The organism is Betaproteobacteria bacterium, from assembly GCA_016720925.1.
In the GTDB taxonomy this organism is placed as follows: Bacteria; Pseudomonadota; Gammaproteobacteria; order Burkholderiales; family Usitatibacteraceae; genus UKL13-2.
Window position 1 is genome coordinate 98729 of sequence record JADKJR010000010.1, and the last position, 24264, is coordinate 122992.

Sequence of the window (24264 nt, forward strand, 5' to 3'; positions counted from 1 at the left end):
TGCAACCATATAACCAATTATTTAGACATAAAGGGCAAAAAAATTATTGCGTCTTCAGGTAATCCATCACCGCCACCAGCGAATCCCTGACTTGTTTCTTGTTTACCCAGAAATACACTTCCTTGCCGATCTTCTCACTTTCCAGCACCCCCGCTTCGCGCAGGACCTTCAGGTGATGGGAGACCGCCGAACGGGAGAGCGTCGAGACTTCGACCACCTGACCCACATTCAATCTTTCGCCCGGCTCGAAAGTCAGCAGGATGCGCTGGCGATGTTCATCTCCCAACGCGGTAAAAACCCGGGAAATATTCTTCCAGGCGGCGGGTATGGCCTTGGTGTAATCGCGATTCATAACTACATTCTTGGTTATGTGGTTGCGTTTGTCAAGCTTTTCCTGCAATCGCTATTGAAATGCGTCGGCTCAAATGGGAGTCAGCGCTGCCAACCTTCCCCGGCGCCCGCTATGACCGTGATAAAATTGCATCGCAATAACTTAACCGGAAACAAGTCATTTCGATCCCCCGGCAGCGCCCCTCCCCTGTCAACTCTCAAATAGCGTGGCGCATCAATATGCGACACCACGCCCGCCTCAGGTGAAACAATCATGCATGATGATTTGAAACGTAGCGCCCTTGACTATCACCGCTATCCGGTGCCGGGCAAAATTGAAATCGCCCCCACAAAACCACTCGCGACCCAGCGCGATCTGGGGCTGGCTTACACACCGGGCGTCGCCGCCGTATGCGAAGCGATTGTCGAGAAACCCGCCGAAGCCCGCAACCTGACCGCGCGCGGCAATCTGGTGGCGGTAATTACCAATGGCACCGCCGTGCTGGGGCTGGGCAACATCGGCCCACTGGCCGCCAAGCCGGTGATGGAAGGCAAAGCGGTACTGTTCAAAAAATTCGCCGGCATCGACGTGTTCGACATTGAAGTCAACGAGCACGATCCAGACAAGCTGGTTGATATCATCGCTTCGCTCGAACCCACTTTCGGCGGTATCAATCTCGAAGACATCAAGGCGCCCGAGTGTTTCTACGTGGAGAAGAAACTGCGCGCACGGATGAAAATCCCCGTCTTCCATGACGACCAGCACGGCACGGCCATCATCGTCGGCGCGGCCATCGTCAATGGCCTGAAGGTGGTTGGCAAGGACATTTCCCAGGTAAAGCTGGTGTCCTCGGGCGCCGGTGCCGCGGCGCTCGCCTGCCTGGACATGCTGGTGGCGCTCGGGATGAAGATGTCCAATATCTGGGTCACGGACATTGCGGGCATGGTTTATCAGGGCCGCAAGGAAGAGATGGACCCAAACAAGGAACGTTACGCCAAGGACACACCGGCCCGCACACTCGGCGAAGTAATCGACGGCGCCGACGTATTCCTGGGCCTTTCTGCTGGCGGCGTGTTGAAGCCGGACATGGTTAAGCGCATGGGAAAGCGGCCGCTGATCTTCGCGCTAGCGAACCCGACGCCGGAAATCCTGCCCGAGCAGATTCGCGAAGTACGCGACGACGCTGTCATCGGGACGGGCCGCTCGGATTACCCGAACCAGATTAACAACGTACTCTGTTTTCCGTTCATTTTTCGTGGCGCGCTCGACGTTGGCGCCACCACCATTAACGAAGCGATGAAACTTGCAGCAGTGCACGCGATTGCCGACTTGGCACAGATCGAGCAATCCGATATCGTCGCCATGGCCTACGGCGAGACCAGTTCCGGCTTTGGCGAGGAATACCTCATTCCCAAACCCTTTGATCCGCGCCTGATTGCCAAGGTCGCCCCTGCCGTTGCAAAGGCGGCCATGGATAGCGGCGTCGCCACCAGTCCGATTACCGACTGGCCTGCCTACATGCAGCGCCTGGATGAATTTGTCTATCCAACCGGCCTCATCATGAAGCCGGTATTTTTCAAGGCCCGGCAGGCGCCGAAGCGCGTGGTCTTCGCCGAGGGCGAGGATGAGCGGGTCTTGCATGCCGTTCAGTTTGTGGTCGACGAAAAAATTGCCCGGCCGATTCTGATTGGCCGGCCGGCGGTACTTCAAAAGCGCATCGAAAAATTTGCACTGCGCCTGAAGGCAGGGATCGATTTCGACGTTGTGAATCCGGAATTCGACGAGCGCTATCGCGACTACTGGCAGGAATACTACCGGCTGACCCAGCGGCGCGGCGTATCGCAGACCTATGCCAAAATCGAAATGCGCCGGCGCCTGACGCTGATCGGCGCGATGATGATGCACAAAGGCGATGCCGACGCCATGCTATGCGGCTCGTTTGGTACGCACGGCCTGCATCTGCATTATGTGGATCAGGTCATTGGCCGCCGCAAGGGCGTCAAGAATTACTATGCGATGAACGGGCTGATGCTTCCCAAGCAGACGGTGTTCATTTGTGATACCTACGTCAATCACGATCCGACTCCGGAACAGATTGCCGAGATGACTCTACTCGCCGCGGAAGTTGTCAGCCGATTCGGCCTGATTCCGAGAGCAGCACTACTGTCCCATTCCAGCTTCGGTACCTCCGATGCGCCATCCGCGGTAAAAATGCGCGATGCGCTGGCATTGATCAGGAGCCAGGCGCCGGACCTGCAAATCGAAGGTGAAATGCATGGTGACGCGGCACTGTCCGAAGAAGTGCGCAACTCAGTGTTTCCGGATTCGCGACTTCGGGGCGAAGCCAACTTGCTGATCATGCCCACGATGGACGCCGCCAATATTGCCTTTAATCTGCTGAAGACGGCCGCAGGCGGCGGCATCACTGTCGGCCCCATTCTCCTGGGCGCTGCCATGCCGGTGCACATCGTCACGCCGACCGCCACAGTGCGACGCATTATCAACATGACCGCGCTCGCCGTGGTGGATGCGCAGACGGGGCAAAAATAGGGCCTCACTTGTCCGATCGCTTTCATCATTTCTTCATTGCCCAGAAGGATTTCGACGCTTCGCTGATGTTCTATCGTGACACGCTGGGCGGGAAAATGATGAGCGAATGGACCGACAATTTCGGCAAGCGTGGCGCGCAGCTTTCCGGCGGCGGCATCAAAGTGGTCATCGCGGAAGAGCACGGTGCGATGGAAATGCGCGACATCGCGGCCAAGGCCCATGCACACTCAGCGACCTTGCATCTCGATATCCACGATCCCAACGCCCGCTTTGCACAAATCCCCGCTGGGAACCATGTTGTCATCCCGCCAGAAGATAACAATCGAGGAAGGCGATGGTTCGTTGTGAAGGATCCGGATGGCAACCTGATTGCCTTCAACGAAATGCGGCAGAAATCTTGAAAACTGGCGGATACCACGTGCCGCGCCCGCTGTTGCCGGGCGGAACGATCGGCCTGTTTGCGCCTTCGGGCGTGATCAACGTGGCCCGGCACGAGAAATCCGTGGCGTATTTGCAATCGTTGGGCTTCAAGATCGTCGTCGCGGCCGATGCCGCCGCCGAGTACCGTTATTTTGCCGGTACCGATGTACAGCGGCTGGCCAGTTTTCACCAGATGCTCGCCGATACCACCATTGACGCGATGATGATGATTCGTGGAGGCTATGGCTGGTCGCGGTTACTGCATCGTATCGACTGGAACCTGGTCGCCTCGGCACGGAAGACGATGGTTGGATTCAGCGATTTCACCGCGCTCAATCTGGCGGCGCTGGCGAAAAGCAGATTGATTACCTTTGCCGGCCCCGGTGCCGCGATCGACTTTGGCGGCGCGGAAGATGCCGTCGAGGTACAGGCCGATCACGCTTTTATGGAAGCGCACTGCTGGCCCGCATTGCGTGGCGAACCGGTGCATGCCGGCCCGTTCGATTCTCGACACACATACCCTTCGCAAACGATGACCGGCCCGCTTTGGGGCAACAACCTGTCGCTACTCGCGCACCTCGTGGGTTCGCCCTACCTACCCGCCAATGAAGGCGGCATCTTATTCCTCGAGGAAATCGACGAGCAACCGTACGCAATAGAACGCATGTGCCTGCAACTTTTCCATGCCGGCATCCTGCAAACACAACAAGCGATTATCCTCGGCGACTTTACCAATTGCGAGCCCGAAGCGGGCCGCCTTCCGTATTCAATGGAACATGTCATTGAAACGCTCCGCGAGTTGCTGCCGATCCCAGTTCTGACCGGCCTGCCGTTTGGACATGTGGCGAAAAAACTGACGCTGCCTTTCGGGGCGCCGGCTCGCCTGACAATTCACGAAGGCGGCTTTTCTCTCGAATTAAATCCCGGCTAACCAAACGAAACGCCCATCAGCACCACCACACCCAGCGTCGCGAAGATGCCTGCGGCAATGATGCGAATCAACCTGAGCGGCAGTTTCGGAGCGGCCTTTTCGCCCAGAATGACTGCGGGAATATCGGCAATCAGCATCCCGAGGGTCGTGCCCGCCACCACCTGAATCAGATCCGGATACCTGGCGGCCAGTGCTACCGTCGCCAACTGCGTTTTGTCGCCAATTTCGGCGAGGAAAAAAGTTACAAACGTCAACGCAAACACACCGTACACGGATTGGGCCTTGGGCTCGTCATCGAGCGTATCCGGCTTCAACGCCCACAGCGCAATACCGATGAACGACAGGCCAAGCAGCCAGCGCAACAATTCTGGACTGAGGGACGCACGTATCAGTTCGCCCAGTATTCCCGCCAGGCCGTGGTTGAGCACCGTTGCAAAAAAAATGCCCAGAATGATTGGCACGGGCCGCCGAAAGCGAGCCGCGAGCAACAGCGCGAGCAATTGGGTTTTGTCACCGATCTCTCCGACGGCAACTACCAGCGTTGAAACAAGAAAAGCATCCATGCGGGATTCCAGCGAGCCGGACGAAAATGACAAATGACATGCAATATCCGTCCGGCTCCGAACGACATCGCATGCCAAAAGTCTCGCCAAACCGCTGGGCTGATTACGCCATGGCACGAGGCCAAGTATGTTGACGTAATCCCCTCCATTGCGGAGGGAGGCTACTCCCTGATGACAAGCGTATTCTACCATTGGGAGGTCGCTCAACGGGGCCGTCAACATGCCTTATCATGTAAATTGCAGGTCATCAACAGATTAATTCTGAGTGGCCCAACTCGGAAAGCCCATGTCGAAAACTGAAAGTGCACTGCGTACCGAATACCGCGCCTGCAACCTGTGCGAGGCCATCTGCGGCCTTGAATTCAAAATCGACGGCGCGAAAATCGTCTCAATTCGTGGCGACGACGCCGATCCATTCAGCCGCGGCCACATTTGCCCCAAGGCGGTGGCGCTAAAGGATATTCACGAAGACCCTGACCGGCTGCGTAAACCCATGAAGCGCACCCAAAGCGCAACAGGAAATACCTGGCAGGAAATCGGCTGGGACGAGGCATACGAATTCGCGGCCGATCGCATCGCATCGCTGATCCAGCAGCACGGCAATAACGCAGTCGGTTTCTACGCCGGCAATCCCTCGGTACACAACATCGGTCACTTGCTGGGCATCCAGCAATTGGCGCGACTCCTGAAAACCCGTAGCGCCTTCAGCGCGTCCTCGGTTGATCAATTGCCGCAGCAACTCACGTCACTGCTGATGTACGGACATCAGTTCCTGATCCCGATTCCCGACATCGATCGCACCGACTATTTCCTGATTCTCGGTGGCAATCCGATTGCCTCCAACGGCAGCATGATGACCGTGCCGGATGTCGCCAGGCGACTCAAAGCGATCCAAACGCGTGGCGGCAAGATTGTCGTCATCGATCCACGCCGTACCGAGACTGCCGAGATTGCCAGCGAGCACCATTTCATCCGGCCCGGCTCTGACGCCGCGCTGTTGATGGCGATGCTCAACGTGATACGCGCCGAAGGGTTGATGAAACCCAATCCCTTCCTGCGACTGAAAAATCTCGATGCCGCACTCGATGCGATTGCGAACGTCACGCCCGCCGCTGCCGCCGACATGACCGGCATCGCGGCCAGCGAAATTGAGCGCATCGCGCGCGAATTCGCCAAATCCAGAACCGCAATTGCCTATGGTCGCCTTGGCGCCTGCCTTCAGCCCTTCGGCACGGTCGCTCAATGGCTGGTGCAGCTGCTTAACATCGTTACCGGTAATCTCGACCGGGAAGGCGGCGCGCTGCCGACCAATCCGGTCATCCCCATCACGGGTCCGGGCACCCGTCCGGGACATTACGCACAATGGGCATCGCGCGTCAGCGGCCTGCCGGAATCCGGTGGAGAGTTGCCGGTCGCCACGCTCGCCGAAGAAATCTTCACACCGGGCGAAGGCCAGATTCGCGGCATGATCACGATGTGCGGCAATCCGGTGCTGTCCACCCCGAACGGCCGGCAACTCGATCGCGCCCTGGAGTTGCTCGACTTCATGATGTCCATCGATATCTACCTGAATGAAACCACGCGCCATGCCGACCTGATTCTGCCGCCGACGTCCGCGTTGAACCACGATCACTACGACCTGATCTTCAACGCCTTCGCGGTACGCAACGTGACGCGCTACAACGAGGCAATCTGGGCGCGCCCTGAAGACGAGCGCTATGACTGGGAGATTTTTTCCGGTGTTGGCGAACGATTGGCCGCGAAGCTCGGACGCGAATTTGCTGCGACGCCCGAATTGCGGCGCATTATCGGTGGGATGTTGAAGAAGAGCGGCAATCGTGAAGGCACCACCCTCGAATCACTCAAAGCCGCGCCGCACGGCATCGATCTCGGCGCATTGCGGCCTTCACTGTCTGCGCGCATCGAAACACCCGACCAGCAGGTCGATTGCGCGCCGCCGCCGATGCTGGCCGACATCGCGCGATTCAATCGCGAGCTTGTGGCCGCGGCATCCACAGGCCTGCGGCTCATCGGCCGCCGCCACGTGCGCAGCAACAATTCCTGGATGCATAACTACCATCGCCTGGTTAAAGGCAAGGCGCGGCACCAGTTGCTGATGCACCCCAACGATCTGGCATCACGCGGCATCGCCAGCGGCCAGGTGGTTGAACTGTCCTCACGCATCGGCATATTGCAAGTGCCAGTGGAAGCTTCAACCGATATGATGCCCGGCGTGGTCTGCCTTCCGCACGGTTGGGGGCACGATCGCGAGGGCACACGCCTCGGCATTGCCAGCACACTTGCTGGCGCGAGTTATAACGACGTCAGCGACGACAAGTATCTGGATGCGATTTCCGGCAACGCGGCATTGAACGGAATTGCGGTGGAAGTGGGTGCGGTGACGTGAGACTTTAGCGTTAGCGCAGCTTACCGGGAGAATTTCCTTGGAAGCCGCGCGGCCTGTGGACTTACTCGCAAGTCGTCGCACACCTTTCAAGTAAATCAGTCAAATCCCGTGGATAATCCGGCTCCTTATCCTACAGAAATCCGAATTGGGAAAGCATATCGTTCTTCCATCGACATTTGGAAGGATTCGATATGTTTATCAAGGAAGCACCGGCCAGCATTGCCGCCCTGAACTTGAAACTCGCGGTCAAGTGGTACAAGAACCTCTGCGACCGGCCTCATGCAAGAAGGTCGATCGCAAAATCGACGGGGTCTTTTTCGATACGCTTTCCAGCGCGTGTTTTACTTGCGATCTTCGCGGCGAGCACTTTAGCCGCATATGGCAGCAGTTCGCCTACCCAATCGATACACAAGCCCAGACTGGTACTAACCAAGCCCGCCGAAGTCATTTACAACGAGAATAAAAGTAATCTGGCACGGCTAATCGTGAAATTCGCAGAGGGCAGTGAAGTACGCTTCGCAAATGGTGCGTTCCTTCAAAGGCGTGATGTTGATTCAGTCCCGAGGCGCGCAACTGACATATCTCACATCAATAATGCCTTGAAGGCGCGCCCCGCATTGTTGCGATCAGGCGCCGTAAACGTGGAACGTCTTTTTTCCCGCGCGGAAGCATCGTTGAACTCTGACAGGGAAAGTGGCATGGCAAAATCCGGCGAAGAACTCGCTGATTTAAATCTCTATCACGTTATTACGTTCGATGCATCAACCGCGCCGGCGGATGCACTGGCGTTGGCAAATTCGCTTATCAAATTGGGTATTGTCGAGACCGCATATTTTGAGCCGAAGTCACATGTAAACGCCACCGACATCGCGCCAAGCACACCTGCCTTTGAGAACCTGCAGAATCACCTTGATCGCGCATACGATGGCAAAACCATCGATCCCAAGATAGGCCTTTTATATAGCGGAATTGACGCAAAATATGCTTGGACTTTTCAAGGTGGCCGCGGCGCGGGAACAAAGTTCATCGACATCGAATTCGGCTGGGATACCAACCATGAGGATCTCAATACGCCAACAATACTTCGTGATCCCGACACATCAGACCAGTGGCACGGTACCGCAGTAATCGGATTGATCAATGCGCAATCCAATGCATACGGAATGACCGGCATTGCGTCTGACGCCAAGTACGGACTCGTAAACGTAGCCTACGGCGCCACCGGTCAGGTGGCCGACAACCTGGCGCTGGCAATAAACCGTGCGAGCAGTTACACCGCTCCGGGCGACGTAATACTAATTGAAGTCGGAATCGATTTTGACTATCAATCCGCGGGTTGCACGTATCCTTACTACACCGGAGTTGCCACCGTGCCAGTGGAGCACTACCAAGCTGTATTTGATGCCATCAAAACCGCAACGGCAAACGGCACCGTTGTTATTGAAACGGCGTCGAATGGATCCGCAAATCTTGATGACCCCTGTTTCGGCAACCGCTATAACACTGCCTTCAGGGACTCTGGCGCAATAATGGTCGGCGCATCAGTAAAGGGATCCTTGCAAAGAGTACTTACCTCATCTCATGGTTCCCGGATTGATGTTCAAGCCCAAGGCAATCTGGTGTCAACGACTGTGTCAACGGCAAATTTCAATAATCTTTTTGCCATCAATCCACCTGATGAAAATCAACAGTACACGTCGCTTTTTGATGGCACTTCCGCTGCAGGAGCGATCGTTGCAGGAACTGTGCTCTCCCTTCAGGGTATTCAAAAAGCGCGAAACGGTCACACATTTACGCCGGCGCAAATGCGGATGCTGCTGAAGGCCCACGGCACGGATCCGGTAACTTACAACTTTCTCAATAATGGAATTGGCCCAATGCCAAATTTGCGCGCGACGATTGATTGGATGTCGGCAGACGCCGACGGCAATGGCACAAGCAATGGTGACGAACTTTCAAGCGGACGCAAGTCCATTCCTGTGGAATATGTTGTCACCGCAACAGCAGGGCCGAACGGGACGATAACGCCGGCATCAACGCTCGCGCCAGCTCTTGGAACGGTATCGCTTACCGCGACGCCCAATGTGGGTTATGTCGCTATCTTCCGCTCGGGTAGTTGTCCGGCGGGAGCGACTTATGGAAACAACTACAAGACCGGACAGATTGTCGGTAACTGTGCGGTATCCGTCGTGTTCGAAACTATACTGGCGGCGCCGGCCAACGTTGCCGTAAAAACTGGCAATCGATCTGCAAGCTTTAAATTTGTATCGCCAGTCAGCGATCCTCAGGCACCCATAACCTCTTTTACGGTCTCATGTAACGGTGGCGCCTTCCATGGCACCGCCGCAACATCACCCGTGCGAGTCACTGGCCTGACCAACGGAACAAGCTATTCCTGCATTGTCACCGCTCAGAATTCGGCTGGGTTTGGCGCCCCGTCTTCGGTTGTCTATGTCACGCCTATTGCGGGAGCGAATTCCGTATCGCCAATCCATAAAAGCACATAGAAAGATTTTGTATCGCATCCATGTGATCTTGCCTCGGCTCGCCAACCCGATGGTATCGGGGAGTAACACGGTCGCGAGGATGACCGCCTCCACCTTGCACGCGCGCATACCGGTGCGAGTTATAACGACATCAGCGACGGCAAATGTCCGGATGCGAATTCCGGCAACGCGGCGCTTAAAGGCATTCTGGCGGACTTGCAGGCAGCGCCTTAAACAATAGGATTGGCGCGGTGTTTCAGGCAAAAACGCCTGAAACACCGCGCCAGTGCTTGACATCTCGCATCAACGTTTAAATATGGACTCCCGAGCATATTGGGCGTCCGCAATGGCGACGTTCTCAACCCGCGGAAAACACATGCCACATCCGGCGTGAGCGGCGACAGACACAATTGGCGGCGAGAATTCGACCACATCGTGGCGCTCAGGATTCAGAACCGCGACGGCCCCTTGGCGCTTTCTTGCCTTTACATCCAGCGGGCTTCGTCGCCGTATCAAACACCAATGCTATTTGCGCTTCTCGCCGTATTTTCTGCACCGCTGCGTAAAGCACTACTGCCGCGGTTCACCTTTAGCGTTGACCGAGACGGTCTTTCCGGGAGGCGCGCTCATTTGTATGCGGTGTTCCACACCCCGATATTTGTATGTGACGTCCCAGTATTCTGGCTTGCCACTTGCGACGGTTCGGCAACGCTGCACATCCTTATCGTATGTCCCCCCGCCGTCGCCACGCCCTGTGTTGGCGCCGATCAAGGCCCCTGCGACCGCGCCACCTGCCGTGGCGGCGTCGTTACCGCGCCCGCTGCCAACCTGGTGGCCGAGAACGCCGCCTATCAGCGCGCCGAGAACGGCACCGCCAACGTTGGCATCGCCGCGCCGGTCTTCCGTCACTTGCTGGCGCTCGACCCAGCAGCGCTGCTCGGGCGGTCCCACCACGGCGCGGACAGACGTCACCGGGGCCTCAAAGACTCGCTCATTGGCACGCCGGCGATATTCATAGTTAGGCTTAGCCAACGGGGCAGGCGCCTCGTTTTCATAATGAGCCTGTTGGTTTGCCGGGCGCACCGAGGAAATCTGGTCATTCATGCCCAATCCATCAAGCGAGTCATAACAGCCTTGGCGCAACCCCACGCATTTGCCCTGAAAACGCGCGTCGTGCAGACTTCCCAGCGTCCGCGATCAACGACGACTGACGAGGCTCGATCGTTGAATCCCTGCTGAGAAAAGTTCCCCACTTGTTTTTCCGTGGTGAATGCGCGCCCGCGAAATCCCTCATGCTCATAGAAAGTAATCTGCCACGGACTGCGTGGCGAATAAGACAGTCGTCGCACCGAGTGCTACCTTCAATGTCCAGTTCATGGTTAATCCTCCAAACGGTTGTCGCACACACGCGCGAATGACAGAAGCGGGAGCAGGCTTGCTCCCAAGTTGTCGCCGGGACGGTAGGAAGCGGAGGTCTGTCCGCTCGATTCTTACAATGGGCGGCGTCCGCTGATAACATTCAGCAACACAACCACGATGGCGATCACCAGCAGGATATGAATGAAACCGCCCATGGTATAGGACGTAACCAAGCCCAGCAGCCACAAGATGACCAACACTACGGCGATGGTGTAAAGCATGATAATTTTCCTTTCTTGCCTTGCGTTAGATTTCCTGATGCGCATCCTGAAATTCCAGGGATTTACCTCAATTGCACCGCCTTCATAAGGCGACCCCGTATCGATACCGGTTGCCGACGCAAATCGGCCACACTCTGCCTCAATCGATACTTGGAAGTATTAGAAACTTCACCCACGCAACTTTCTGTACGCCATCGAACATAACTGTGCGCAAACGTACATAAGTTTGATTTTTGTCAATGGGCGCAACAAATGCCGGGCTAGATTCAGATTGCAGATTAATCTGATGTTGGTTCACTACGATGGGAGGCGCCAGTGGCAGGGCAACTTTCGTTCCGGCTCGCTCCCATGGACGCCAGCGTCGCACCAAAGGGTGTGCTGCTTTCGGTATCTGCAACGCATACCCCCAGGCAGAACCGTCTCCTTGCCGCTTTGCCGGCGAAGGAGTATGAGCTTCTGCTGCCTAATCTTGAGGCTGTACCGTTACCAGTGGGTAGGATCATCCACAGCACTGGTGAACTGGAAAAATACCTCTATTTCCCCACCGCAGGCATCGTCTCGCGCTACAACACGACCGAGAACGGAGCATCCGCGGAATTTGCCGTTACCGGCAACGAAGGGGTGATTGGTATCGCATTGTTCCTGGGTGGCGATAGCACGCCGGGCCAGGCGGTGGTTATCAGCGAGGGCTACGCCTATCGGCTGAAGGCAGCGTCGCTAAAAAACGAGCTTGATCGCAACCATCCGCTGATGCATTTATTGCTGCACTACACCTTGGCACTGATGGCGCAAACTGCCCAGAGCGTGGTGTGCAACCGGCACCATTCGCTTGAACAGCGGCTGTGCGTCTGGATCTTGTCATGTCAGGACCGATTGGCGTCTAGCGAGCTGACGATGACGCAGGAACTGATTGCGCAGATGCTGGGTATGCGCCGCGAGAGCATCACGGAAACCGCCGGCAAGCTGCAAAAGATGGGGCTGATTCGTTACAGCCGCGGCCGTATTGCCGTACTTGATCGCTCTCGACTGGAAGCACATGCATGCGAATGTTATGCGGTCGTGAGGCGGGAGTACGATCGATTGCTCCACCCGGAAAATGCCCATGGCCATGCCAGCTTGCATGGTGAGTGCCGTCAGCATCTTGCGCACATTGGTGAAGATGTCACCATTTTGAATTGAAGGGAAAAACCCGGTTCCGACACCAATTCAGCGACGTGCCAGTTTTGCCCCGCAATTTACGGGTACTTCTCAAAACCTGTTGCGGCGCAAATTTCGCGTCTCCGCTACTGAACATCAATCTCGTTTTTTGCAATTAGCTATGTTTAGCTAATTAGCTACGCTTGGCGATGTCCCCTTGATCGTTGAACCCTATTTGCGAGGGCTTCCCGGCATTTATATCCAAAGCCCTTGCCAAAACCATAAAACTGTATGAATATACAGTTATGGAATTTTCGCCTACTACCGCTCACGGGACACCTCCTGTTGTCCCTTCCCTCCTCATTCATCCCCGCATCTTTCGCATCGGGGATCTGGGCCTGGGCAGCACGGCAGTGAAGAAGGAAAATGGCGGAGAAATACGCAGCGGCTTCGATGCACTCGATGATGAATTGGCCGATGGCGGATGGACGAAGCCGGGGCTGACTGAAATTCTCTGCCATCACACCGGTATCGGAGAGTTATCCCTGCTGATGAAGGGATTGGGCTTGAAAGCAAATGCGCCGCGCCCCGGCGATGCGATGCACTTGCTGTGGGTGATGCCGCATACCCCAATCTGGATACCTTATGCCCCGGCAATCGCACAATGCGGCATCAATTTGCAGCACTTGGCGATCGTGCAGACCAAAAATACCGATGATGCGTTGTGGACTGCCGAGCAGGGACTGAAAAGTGGCGCGTGCCGCGCGGTGTTGCTGCGAATGAACGAGGCGTGGGTGAATCCACTATCGCTGCGGCGTTTGCATCAGGCGGCGATGGCGGGCAACAGTATCCTGTGGCTGATGCGCCCGCTGGAAGCCGCGCAGTCGCCCTCTCCTGCTGGAACGCGGATCGTTTTACGGCCAGAGGATGCCGGTGCGCTGCGCCTCGATTTGCTGAAGCGTCCTGGATTGCCCGCGGGCAAATCGATTCGTCTCGTCACCCGATCGCTTGCATGCCTCACGCGCGAGCCCCGATATCTGCGTGCTCCCAAGAAGACGCAATCCAGCGGCTGGCTGGATCAGATACTCGGTGGCAATGTTTCCACTACCGAAGAAACTCTGGCGACCGTCCGCGAACGATCCTTCACCCGCGAACGCGGGTAAGCGATGGGCAATCGTGCTGTGGATTTCCATTTACCTGCCCGAATTGTCACTGCAATCCCATGCGCGCGGTGCGCTGGGCCACATACAGGCGGTACCGCTGGTGATCAGCGATGGCGCGTCTTCGCGCCCGCACGTGCACGCCGCCAACGCCTGCGCGCGCGAGGCCGGCATCACCTCCCTGATGCCGGTGGCCGCTGCGCAGGCGCGTGCCGCGCAATTGCTGGTGGTGCCGCGCGAACCGGCCAAGGAGCAGGAAACCCTGCAAGACATCGCCATCTGGCTTGCGCAATTCACGCCCATGGTGTGCCCGGAAAAATCGGGGGCCTCACTGGAGATATCTTCGACGCTGCGTTTGTTCGGCGGCATCGGCCAACTCGCCAACCGCATCCGCGCGGGCATGCCAACGCTGGGACTGCATGTGGCATTGGGCATTGCTCCCACGCCGCTGGGCGCATACCTGCTGGCGCGTGCATCGCACTACATGACCGGCATTCGCATGTGCCGCGAGCCCACGCAATTGCGTGAACGGCTGGCGGATATTCCGCTGGCACTTCTCGATTGGCCGCACGATATCGTGCAGCCGCTTGCCGCCTTGGGCCTGGTGCGCGTGAAGGATGTTCTCTCGCAACCGCGTGCGGGCCTGCGCCGGCGTTTCGGCGACCAAATGCTGGACGACATCGATCGCGCAATCGGCGACGCACCCGATCCGCGCGAGCCGCATCGTGTGCCGGAGGATTTCTCCAGCTCAACCGACCTGCTGTTCGACATCATCGATGCTGAGCGGCTGTTTATCCCTATCAAAATGCTGCTCAGCCAGATGGAAGGTTTCCTGCGCGGGCGCGGTGCGGCAGCGAATAAAATCGTGCTCGACCTGAAACATGACCGCACACTGAAGACACGACATGAGTTCGGATCGCGCCATCCATTGCGGAGCGCCGAGGAATGGCTGCGGTTGATACGCGAGCGATTGACTGCACATCCATTTCCGGAAGCGGTGGTGGCGCTAAAACTTTCCGCGCCGTGTCTGGTTGCCTTTCAGGAACAAAACGAAAGCTGGTTGCCCACGCCGGACATTCGTCAGGAAAAATGGCAGGCGCTGATCGAGCGTGTGGCCTCGCGACTGGGGGACAAAAGTGTTTTCAGCGTGCAGGAAAGCAGTGACCATCGTCCGGAATACGCGTGGCGCCCTGATATCGATCGCAAGACAACCGCACGTCTGCCACGTATCACACAAGACAAACCGCGCCCACTGCTACTGCTGACCGAGCCCCGGTCGCTGGTAACCATCAGCGGTGCGCCACAACATCACGGTGCGCTCTCGCTGCTGGCAGGACCCGAGCGCATCGAAGCCGGCTGGTGGGATGGCCGCCCGGTGGCACGCGATTATTTCGTGGCGAAGAATCCGCAGCAGGAAATATGCTGGATATTTCGCGATTATCGGCTAGGGAAAAAGTGGTATTTGCATGGGTATTTTTCGTGACGAGTCATTTTTTTGCGACTATCAATCCCCCTCAATCCCCTTTTTTCAAAAGGGGAGAGCGAAGCGAACAGGCATTGCCTTCGCCAGGCCCAGCCAATGCCGGGCACTCCTACTTTGAAAGGGAGGGTTGGGGGGGTTGGGGGGGGGGGGCCCCGGGTCTCGATGCGCGAGACCGGGATTTATAGTCGCAAAAAAGGCCGCAAGCAATTCGAAGGAGACTCGCCATGACGTTGCATTGCCGCCCGGACCTCAAACAAATGGCCCGCAACCTGCGCACCAACATGACAGACGCCGAGCAATTGCTGTGGTTTCACCTCCGACGAAGACAAATTCTCGATATCCCGTTCTATCAACAGCGGCCGATCGGTCAATACATTGTCGACTTCTATGCGCCGGCCATCCGCCTCGTCATTGAATTGGATGGTGGTCAACATTTTGAGGCAGTGAACATTAAAACTGATTTGCGCCGGACCGCCTTTCTTACTGCGCAAGGGTTGATGGTAGTTCGTTATGACAATCTGCATGTGATCAGGGAAACCATTCATGTACTCGAGGAAATATATCGAATTATCGACCACCGAAAATCCCTCCTGGCCTCCCTTTAGAAAAGGGAGGGGTGCCCAGTGCAGGCTCGTGTCTGCCACTTGGCACTTCCCCTTTGAAAAAGGGGGACTGAGGTGGACTGAGGGGGATTTGCGGCGGTGAAGATATAGCCGCGTAATTTGATGATGCAGCCACCATGAAACTCTCCTGCTCCCTCCTCCACTGTCTCAGCAACTTCAGCTTCCTGCGTGGCGCTTCGCATGCCGAGCATCTGGTGTCTCGCGCAGCCGAACTGGGATACACGGCAATCGCCATTACCGACGAATGTTCAGTCTCCGGCGCGGTGCGTGCGCATATGGAAGCAAAGGAACACAAGATCAAACTGATCATCGGCGCGGAATTCACCGTGCATGACGCACCCGCCATCGACCGGCTGATCCTGCTTGCGAAGAACCGCAATGGCTACGGCGACCTGTCCGAACTCATCACACTGGCGCGTTCGCGCTCGCCCAAGGGGGAATATCAGTTGTTCACTGGCGATCTCGCGCACCTCAGTGATGGCATCGCGATCATCGTCCCCTTTCCGCTGCACGCTGATGCACAGGCAAACATCGCCGCCATTGCACGGCATTTTGTCGCCGCCTGCTGGCTGGGCGCCGCGCTCGATTACGGGCCTGATGACGAAGGCAAACTCACGGCACTGAACACGCTGGCCGAAGCATGCCACCTGCCACTGGCCGCGTGCGACCGCATCCTGTTCGCCAACCGCGAAGACAAGCCGCTGCAGGACGTGCTCACCGCCGTGCGTCTCAAGAAACCGGTCGCCGAACTGGGCACCGCTCTCAACGTGCACGCGGAGAACTACCTGAAGCCGATCAGCCACCTGGCCCGCCGCTATTCGCCGGCAATGATCGCGCAGACCCTCATCATCGCCGCGCACTGCAAATTCACTCTCGACGAATTACGCTACGAATATCCACGCGAAGTCATCCCCGTCGATGAAACCCCCGCCGCCTACTTGCGAAGGCTCACGGTTGAAGGCGGCGCCCGGCGCTATCCCCAGGGCATGCCGGACAACGTAAGCGCCCTGGTCGAGCATGAGCTGACAATCATTGCTGATCTCCATTACGAAGCGTATTTCCTGACCATCTGCGATGTCGTAAACTTCGCGCGCGACAAAAAAATTCTCTGCCAGGGACGCGGCTCGGCGGCGAACTCCGCCGTGTGCTATTGCCTCGGCATCACCGAGGTGGACCCCGGGCACATGCAGGTGCTGTTCGAGCGTTTCATCTCTCGCGAGCGCAACGAGCCGCCGGACATCGATGTCGACTTCGAGCACGAGCGCCGCGAGGAAGTGATGCAGTATCTCTACAACAAATACGGTCGCGACCGCACTGCGCTCACCGCCGCCGTCTCCACCTACCGGCCCAAGGGGGCGATCCGCGATGTTGGTAAGGCGCTGGGGCTGACGTTGAGCCAGGTCGATACGCTGTCGAAGACCATTGCCTGGTGGGACGGTCGCAGCATCGCGCCCGAGCGCCTGATCGAAGCGGGATTCGATCCCGAAGCGCCGCGCATGCAAATGCTGATGAAGCTCACCGAAGCGCTGATCGGTTTTCCGCGCCATCTCTCGCAGCACTCCGGCGGCTTCGTCATCGCCCGCGACAAGCTTACACGGCTGGTGCCCATCGAGAACGCCGCCATGCCGGACCGCACCGTGATCCAGTGGGACAAGGACGACCTCGATGCATTGGGGCTGCTGAAAGTCGATGTGCTGGCGCTGGGCATGCTGACCGCGATCCGCAAGACGCTCGATCTCATCGGAAACTGGCGCGGACAGCCGATGGCCATGCAGGACGTGCCGCGCGAGGATCCGGTCACCTACCAGATGATCCAGCACGCCGACACCATCGGCGTGTTCCAGATCGAATCGCGCGCGCAGATGAGCATGCTGCCGCGATTGAAGCCGAAGTGCTTTTACGATCTGGTCATCGAAGTCGCCATCGTGCGGCCCGGTCCGATCCAGGGCGGCATGGTGCACCCATATCTCAAACGCCGCACCGGCGAGGAGCCGGTGGTCTATCCGAGCAAGTCAGTGGAAGCGGTGCTATCGCGCACACTGGGCGTGCCGATATTCCAGGAACAGGTGATGCAACTGGCGATGGTCGCCGCTGGTTTCACCGCGGGCGAGGCCGACCAACTGCGCCGCGCCATGGCCGCGTGGAAACGCAAAGGCGGCCTGGAAAAATTCCGCGACAAGCTGGTCGGCGGCATGCGCGCGCGCGGCTACGACGAAGAATTCGCCGAGCGGCTGTACAAGCAGATGCAGGGCTTCGGCGAATACGGTTTCCCCGAATCGCACGCCGCCAGCTTCGCGCTGCTGGTCTACATCTCCTGCTGGCTGAAATGCCACCACCCTGCCGCATTCACCTGCGGCCTGCTGAATTCGCAGCCGCTGGGATTCTATTCGCCCTCGCAACTGGTGCAGGATGTTCAGCGTCACGGCGTGACGGTGCTGCCGGTCGATGTGACAATAAGCGAACACTGTTGCGTGCTGGCCGGCCCGCCGGAAAATCCGCAAATTCGCCTTGGGCTGGAAATGGTCGCGCAGCTTAACAAAACCTCGGCCAAAAAAATCGTGGTGGCACGATCACAAGCCGCCTTCCTCGATGTTGCCGATCTCCAGCGTCGCGCGGAATTGACACAACAGGAAATCGAAGCATTGGCCGCTGCCGACGCCTTTCACACTCTTATCGGCCACCGCCGCGATGCGTTATGGGAAGCGCTGGGGCTCGAACGCGACACGAAACTTTTCACCGCGCCCGCCGATCCCACCATTGCCACCCTCATTTCCCCGACCGAAGCCGACGACATTGTTGCCGATTTCCGTAGCCTCGGCCTGAGCCTGCGCCGCCACCCGCTGGCCTTGCTGCGCCCTGCACTGACCGCCCAGCGCATCCGCAGCGCCGAGGAAGTAAAGAATGCCCGCCACGGCCAGTTGATCCGCACCACCGGCCTCGTCACCTGCCGCCAGCGCCCCGGCACCGCCAAAGGCACCACCTTCGTCACACTCGAGGATGAGACTGGCTATGTGAACGTGGTGGTGTGGTCGCATGTCGCCGCCCGGCAACGCAAGGAACTGGTGCAGTCACGCCTGATGTGCGTGGCCGGGCGCGTCGAGCGGCAGGGGGAGGTGGTGCATTTGATCGCGGGGAAACTCATCGACCAGACTGCAATGCTGGGCGAACTGGACTTCCACAGCCACGAGTTCCACTAGAATTTGATCATTGCCAGCATGAATAACCAACAACTCAAGAAATTCTGCCGCAGCCTGCCCGGAGCCAATGAACGCTTGCTGCCAGCCCCCTACAACATCCTCGTCTACTCGCTGGACAGGAAAAACTTCGCCTACTTCAAGACCAGCCAGCCCGAAATGTGGCGCTTCAGCATCAAGGTGTCTCCCGATCGTTTCATCGAACTCACTAGCGTGCCGGGCGTGAAGCCGGCGCGGTACCGCGGACGCTATCACTGGATCACCATTGTCGCCGTGGGCAACTTTCCAGCCGGATACTTGCGGGAACTGGTGCAGTGGTCTTATCGATATGCGCTTGAGACTCTGCCGATGTCGCGCCGGAACTTATTGCCGACGGAGGGACGAATCGGCACTGCCACTAAGGTACTTCCGCCAAGGAAGCATTGACAGCCAAAATCGTTGAGGCGTACAGTCCGCAGACGGAATCGGAAACGTTTCCACTTTGCCCGGCAATTGTGCAGCGCAGCGTAATTTCGCCCGCGCAATAATCAATCACCGGGGATCGCCCGGCCAACTATCCTTGATCGACGAGAGCGCCATGTCTCACCATATTTCCGCCTCCCACTTCCCGCCGCGGCATGTCGCCGGCAAGCGTCCATGAGCGAGCATCTCACTCGCCTGGATGTCTATGCGCCGTTGTCCGGGGTCCTTGTGCCGTTGTCGGATGTACCCGACCCGGTTTTCGCCGAGCGCATGGTTGGTGACGGCGTTTCACTTGACCCGACCTCCAGTGAATTGCTGGCACCTGTTGCCGGGATCGTCACGCATCTCCACAACGCGCACCACGCGTTGACCATTACGACCGATGACGGTATCGAGGTGCTGGTACATATCGGCATTGATACGGTAATGCTGCGCGGCGAAGGATTTGCACCGCGCATCCGCCAGGGCGAACGCGTCACAATGGGACAACCCTTGATCGGCTTTGCCGCCGATTTTGTGGCGACGCGCGCTCGCAGCCTGCTCACGCAAGTTCTCATTGCCAACGGTGGCGAAGAAATTCATGTCGCCCCCTTTAGCGGACCCGTGCAAGCGGGACGCGACGTCGTCATGCGCATCGAGCACCGCCCAGTCACAACCGAGTTGACCATGCACAGCGACCACGCGAGTGCGACGTTATTCTCCGAGCCAGTTACGTTGCCGAACCCGCAGGGCCTGCATGCGCGCCCGGCGGCAGTGCTTGCCGCTGCCGCCAAGAAGTTTCGCGCGGATGTCAGGCTGCTTCGTGGCAAAGATGAGGCCAACGCCAAATCCGTCGTTTCCGTCATGGTACTTTCAACACAGGCCGGCGATTCGATACGCGTACAGGCAAGCGGCGCGGACGCGGCGCAAGCGGTGCGCGAACTGGCGGCGTTGCTCGCGGCGGGTTGCGGCGAAGGAGCTGGGGAAAGTCAAGCAGCTGCCTCGGCGCCGCTGACGAGGCCGGTCACCGCGCCAACCGCCGCGACCGGCGTTGCAAGCGCAAATCCCGACATTTTCCCTGGCGTGGCCGCATCGCCCGGGCTTGCGGTGGGAAAAGTCGTACAGGTGCGAGCGCAGCGAATCGAGGTGAGCGAAGCCGGGGTCGGCGTCGTCCGCGAGCGCGCGCACCTTGACACCGCATTGCGTGAGGCCGTACGCGACGTCGAATTGCTCAAGCGCGAAATCGCCGACGCATCGAAAGCGAAGATTCTGGACGCGCATCAGGAATTGCTCGCGGATCCGGAACTGGTCGACCTTGCGGTGGAAAACATTGCGAATGGCAAGAGCGCCGGCTGGGCGTGGCGCGCGGCATTCACGCTCTATGCGGGTGAGCTCGAAGGTCTCGACAATGCTCTGCTGCGCGAGCGCGCCAACGACGTGCGTGACGTCGGCCGGCGCGTGTTGCTGCTGCTCGCGGGCGTCACGCACGCCAAAATCGACGTGCCCACCGGGTCGATCCTGATCGCCGAAGAACTCACGCCGTCGGATACCGCCACGCTCGACCGCAGCAAGGTGCTCGGTTTTTGCACGGTCGGCGGTGGCGCGACCGGGCACGTGGCGATACTCGCACGCTCGTTCGGCATACCCGCCATTTGCGGAATGGATTCCGCCGCCCTCAAGATCAGCGACGGCACCGAAGTCGTCATTGACGGCAGCGCGGGCACATTGCGGCGCAACCCGGATGCCGCCGCACTCTCCGAAGCCCATGCACGCATGACGCGTCACGCGGCGCGCGTCGAGCAGGAGAAAGCAGCCGCCGGTGCGCCTGCGATAACACGGGATGGCGCCCGCATCGAGGTCGTCGCCAATGTCCGCGACGCGGCGGAAACACGCGAAGCCGTGGCGATCGGCGGCGAAGGCGTCGGATTGCTGCGTTCGGAATTCCTGTTCAGTGATCGCGATACAGCGCCCAGCGAAGACGAGCAGGCGGCCGCCTATCGGGCCGTGGCGGAAGTGCTGGGGCGTGAACGGCCATTGGTCATTCGCACCCTCGACATCGGCGGCGACAAACCGCTTTCCTACCTGCCGATGCCGCGCGAAGACAATCCGTTCCTCGGGCTGCGCGGCATTCGGGTCAGTCTCGATTATCCGGACATGTTCCGCACCCAATTGCGCGCCATGCTCAAAGCTGCCCCAGTCGGCAATCTGCACATCATGTTTCCGATGATCGCGACTCTGGATGAACTGCGCGCGGCGAAAAAGATCCTCAATGAGGAACAGCGAAATACCGGCCACACCGCCAAAGTTGGTATCATGATCGAAGTGCCGTCGGCCGCACTGATCGCAGAACGTTTGGCGCCCGAGGTGGATTTTTTCTCGATCGGCACCAACGATTTGACGCAATACACGCTGGCGATGGATCGCGGTCATGCGCGCCTGGCTCGCGAAGCCGACGGATTGCACCCTTCCGTGCTGCGTCTGATCGGCATGACCGTCGATGCGGCGCACCAACACGACAAGTGGGTCGGTGTTTGCGGCGGTATTGCCGGCGATGCGATGGCGGTGCCGGTGCTGATCGGCCTTGGCGTGGATGAATTGTCCGTCTCGGTGCCCGCGATCCCCGCTGTCAAGGCATTGGTCTGCCGGCTCACGCGCAGCGAGTGTCAATCACTCGCGCAGGAAGTATTGCAAATGGGAACGGCCACCGAGGTACGCGCGCGGCTGGCTTCGTTCGCCGATTGATTGTAAGTAATGAATGCAGCAGCCAGAATAAATCCATAAAGAGGAGACGCAACATGTTCAAAAATTCATTCGCCTTCCTGCAAAAGATCGGCAAGTCGCTGATGCTGCCGGTCGCGGTGCTGCCGGTGGCGGGATTGCTGCTCGGTATCGGCGCGGCAAACTTCGAATGGATCCCGCCGCTGATTTCCGCACTGATGAAAAACTCCGGCGATGTCATCTTCGGCAATCTGCCACTGATCTTCGCCATTGGTGTTGCGGTGGGATTCACCGAGAACGACGGTGTATCCGGCATTGCAGCGACCATCGGCTACATGGTCATGCTGACGACGATGGGCGTCATGGCCGGCGTGTGGGGTGTGGAGCCGGCCACCATCATGGGTATCAAGTCGATGCAGACCGGCGTGTTCGGCGGCATTCTGGCCGGCGGGTTGGCCGCGTGGATGTTCAACCGCTATTACCGCATTTCACTGCCGCCCTACCTCGCGTTTTTTGCCGGCAAACGATTTGTGCCCATCATCACGGCACTCGCCGCGATCGTGCTGGGCGTGGTGATGTCGGTGGTGTGGCCACCGGTACAAAACACGATCAACGCGTTTTCGCACTGGGCCGCCGTGAGCGATCCGCGCACCGCCGCAACCGTCTATGGCTTTGTCGAGCGCCTGCTGATTCCCTTTGGCCTGCATCACATCTGGAACGTGCCGTTCTTCTTCGAAATGGGCTCGTTCACCGACGCGGCCGGCAAAGTGGTGCGCGGCGATATCAACCGCTTCTTCGCGGGCGATCCGACCGCGGGCGTGCTCGCAGGCGCGTTCCTGTTCAAGATGTTTGGCTTGCCGGCGGCGGCAATTGCCATCTGGCAGAGCGCCAAACCGCAGAACAAGGTCGCTGTCGGTGGCGTCATGATCTCCGCCGCGCTGACATCGTTCCTAACTGGCATCACCGAGCCGATCGAGTTCGCGTTCCTGTTTGTGGCGCCTGTGCTGTATTTGATTCACGCGGTGCTCGCCGCATCAACGCAGTTCGTGGCCAACACGCTCGGCATGCACATGGGCTTCACGTTCTCGCAGGGCGGCATCGATTTTCTGGTATTCAATGTATTCGGCAAGTTCTCGCAGAACTGGTGGCTGGTGCTGGTGCTGGGCCCCATCTATGCGGCCATCTACTACGGCGTATTTCGCGGCGCGATTAAATGGCTGAACCTCGCCACACCGGGACGTGAAGATGAATCGGTCGCGCAAGCAACTTCAGGCGGCGCGACCAGTGGGCGTTCGCAGGAACTGGTGCTCGCCTTTGGCGGACGTGACAATATCGCCAGCCTGGACGCCTGCATCACCCGGCTGCGCGTGGCCGTCAAGGACATCGCGAAGGTCGATCAGGGAAAACTCAAGGGAATGGGTGCGGCGGGCGTGATGGTGGTCGGCAACGGCGTTCAGGCGATCTTCGGCACGCTCTCCGAGAACATGAAAACCGACATGCAGGAATATCTGCAGCGCACAACGCATGACGGAAACGCGGACGCCGCAATGACAACACCCAATGCGGCGAAGGCAGCGCCCTCACCTGTCAGCCCATCATCCCATGTCGCGGCGGCACCCACGGTCGCCGTAAGCGCCGGTCCGGACCTATGGGTGCGTGAAGCCGCAGGACCTTTGCTCGCGGCGCTGGGCGGTCGCGGTAACTTGCGCGGAATCGAAGCCGTCGCGTACACACGCCTGCGCGTCGAACTCGCTGATGGCACACGCTTTGACGAAGCCGCCGCGCGGCTCGCGGGAGTGGTCGGCGTGATGCCGGTCGCGGCGGGGGTGCTACACCTTATTGTCGGCGACAAGGCCGGTCATTACGCGCAGGCGATCGTACTCACGGATTAATGCTGCGCCGAAGAGCAAAGGCGCATTGCTTTTGGTTTTCCCCGGCGCCGGCCGGGGAAGGAAGATCTTGCTCTTGCATATTTCCCAGCGTTCAGGCATAGCCCGCATTTATAGTAAAAACACAAGCATTGGCGCGGCTTGTGGCAGCTTTATAGCCTAGAAGCCGCCCCAGTGCTTGCGTTTGTCGCCTGTACCGATCGCGCGAATTGATGCGCCTCGCATTAACGTTGTCCAGTGACGAATGACGTGTTTGCTATTTCAAATAGGAGGCACTAAATTGCCCCAAAC

General features: G+C 58.5%; 16 protein-coding genes and 1 pseudogene. 13 read left to right on the forward strand and 4 right to left on the reverse strand.

All coding sequences use genetic code 11. The annotated features are described in order from the left end of the window. Positions 1-43: 43 nt before the first annotated feature. Entirely contained in the window at positions 44-352 is a 309-nt protein-coding gene (locus tag IPP88_15310) for a helix-turn-helix transcriptional regulator (protein ID MBL0124030.1), read from the reverse strand. A 252-nt stretch (positions 353-604) separates the two neighbouring features. Here IPP88_15310 and IPP88_15315 point away from each other — a divergent pair, with 252 nt between their 5' ends. The 3 genes from IPP88_15315 to IPP88_15325 are packed head-to-tail and all read left to right on the forward strand — an operon-like array spanning position 605 to position 4232. After that, positions 605-2881, forward strand: coding sequence for an NADP-dependent malic enzyme (locus IPP88_15315; protein MBL0124031.1), 2277 nt, complete (start codon positions 605-607; stop codon positions 2879-2881). Positions 2882-2889: 8 nt separating this feature from the next. After that, a complete protein-coding gene (locus IPP88_15320) occupies positions 2890-3282 on the forward strand; it encodes a VOC family protein (GenBank protein ID MBL0124032.1) in 393 nt (130 codons plus the stop codon). A 17-nt stretch (positions 3283-3299) separates the two neighbouring features. Next, complete coding sequence (locus IPP88_15325) at positions 3300-4232, forward strand: LD-carboxypeptidase (protein ID MBL0124033.1); 933 nt, start codon at positions 3300-3302, stop codon at positions 4230-4232. Here the strand turns inward: IPP88_15325 and IPP88_15330 are convergent. Continuing rightward, positions 4229-4795: a TMEM165/GDT1 family protein gene (locus IPP88_15330; GenBank protein ID MBL0124034.1), complete on the reverse strand. Its 567-nt coding sequence runs from the start codon at positions 4793-4795 to the stop codon at positions 4229-4231. The genes IPP88_15325 and IPP88_15330 overlap by 4 nt on opposite strands. Before the next feature lie 286 nt (positions 4796-5081). Between IPP88_15330 and IPP88_15335 the strand changes: the two genes are divergently transcribed. After that, positions 5082-7202, forward strand: a complete 2121-nt coding sequence (locus IPP88_15335) for a molybdopterin-dependent oxidoreductase (GenBank protein MBL0124035.1) — start codon at positions 5082-5084, stop codon at positions 7200-7202. 191 nt (positions 7203-7393) lie between these two features. After that, the gene (locus tag IPP88_15340; GenBank protein ID MBL0124036.1) at positions 7394-9709 is read left to right on the forward strand and encodes a fibronectin type III domain-containing protein; all 2316 of its coding nucleotides are present in this window, start codon (positions 7394-7396) and stop codon (positions 9707-9709) included. Positions 9710-10258: 549 nt separating this feature from the next. Here IPP88_15340 and IPP88_15345 read toward each other — a convergent pair. Both IPP88_15345 and IPP88_15350 read right to left on the reverse strand, forming a co-directional pair. Next, a pseudogene (locus IPP88_15345) lies at positions 10259-11065 on the reverse strand (glycine zipper 2TM domain-containing protein). A 113-nt stretch (positions 11066-11178) separates the two neighbouring features. Further along, on the reverse strand, positions 11179-11328 hold the full coding sequence (locus IPP88_15350; GenBank protein ID MBL0124037.1) for a lmo0937 family membrane protein: 150 nt from the start codon (positions 11326-11328) through the stop codon (positions 11179-11181). Between the two features lie 348 nt (positions 11329-11676). Here IPP88_15350 and IPP88_15355 point away from each other — a divergent pair, with 348 nt between their 5' ends. From IPP88_15355 to ptsG, 8 genes are all read left to right on the forward strand, one after another. Continuing rightward, a complete protein-coding gene (locus IPP88_15355; protein ID MBL0124038.1) occupies positions 11677-12507 on the forward strand; it encodes a Crp/Fnr family transcriptional regulator in 831 nt (276 codons plus the stop codon). Positions 12508-12878: 371 nt separating this feature from the next. Beyond that, on the forward strand, positions 12879-13628 hold the full coding sequence (locus IPP88_15360; GenBank protein ID MBL0124039.1) for a hypothetical protein: 750 nt from the start codon (positions 12879-12881) through the stop codon (positions 13626-13628). 13 nt (positions 13629-13641) lie between these two features. Further along, positions 13642-15108 carry a DNA polymerase Y family protein gene (locus tag IPP88_15365; protein MBL0124040.1) on the forward strand — a complete coding sequence of 489 codons (1467 nt, stop codon included), beginning with the start codon at positions 13642-13644 and terminating at the stop codon, positions 15106-15108. A 224-nt stretch (positions 15109-15332) separates the two neighbouring features. Next, positions 15333-15713, forward strand: a complete 381-nt coding sequence (locus IPP88_15370; GenBank protein ID MBL0124041.1) for an endonuclease domain-containing protein — start codon at positions 15333-15335, stop codon at positions 15711-15713. Positions 15714-15847: 134 nt separating this feature from the next. Beyond that, positions 15848-18928 carry an error-prone DNA polymerase gene (locus IPP88_15375; protein MBL0124042.1) on the forward strand — a complete coding sequence of 1027 codons (3081 nt, stop codon included), beginning with the start codon at positions 15848-15850 and terminating at the stop codon, positions 18926-18928. Positions 18929-18946: 18 nt separating this feature from the next. After that, the gene (locus tag IPP88_15380; protein MBL0124043.1) at positions 18947-19351 is read left to right on the forward strand and encodes an MmcQ/YjbR family DNA-binding protein; all 405 of its coding nucleotides are present in this window, start codon (positions 18947-18949) and stop codon (positions 19349-19351) included. A gap of 210 nt (positions 19352-19561) precedes the next feature. After that, positions 19562-22108, forward strand: a complete 2547-nt coding sequence (gene ptsP / locus IPP88_15385) for a phosphoenolpyruvate--protein phosphotransferase (protein ID MBL0124044.1) — start codon at positions 19562-19564, stop codon at positions 22106-22108. A gap of 53 nt (positions 22109-22161) precedes the next feature. Beyond that, positions 22162-23976, forward strand: a complete 1815-nt coding sequence (gene ptsG / locus IPP88_15390) for a PTS glucose transporter subunit IIBC (GenBank protein MBL0124045.1) — start codon at positions 22162-22164, stop codon at positions 23974-23976. The last annotated feature ends 288 nt before the right edge of the window (positions 23977-24264 follow it).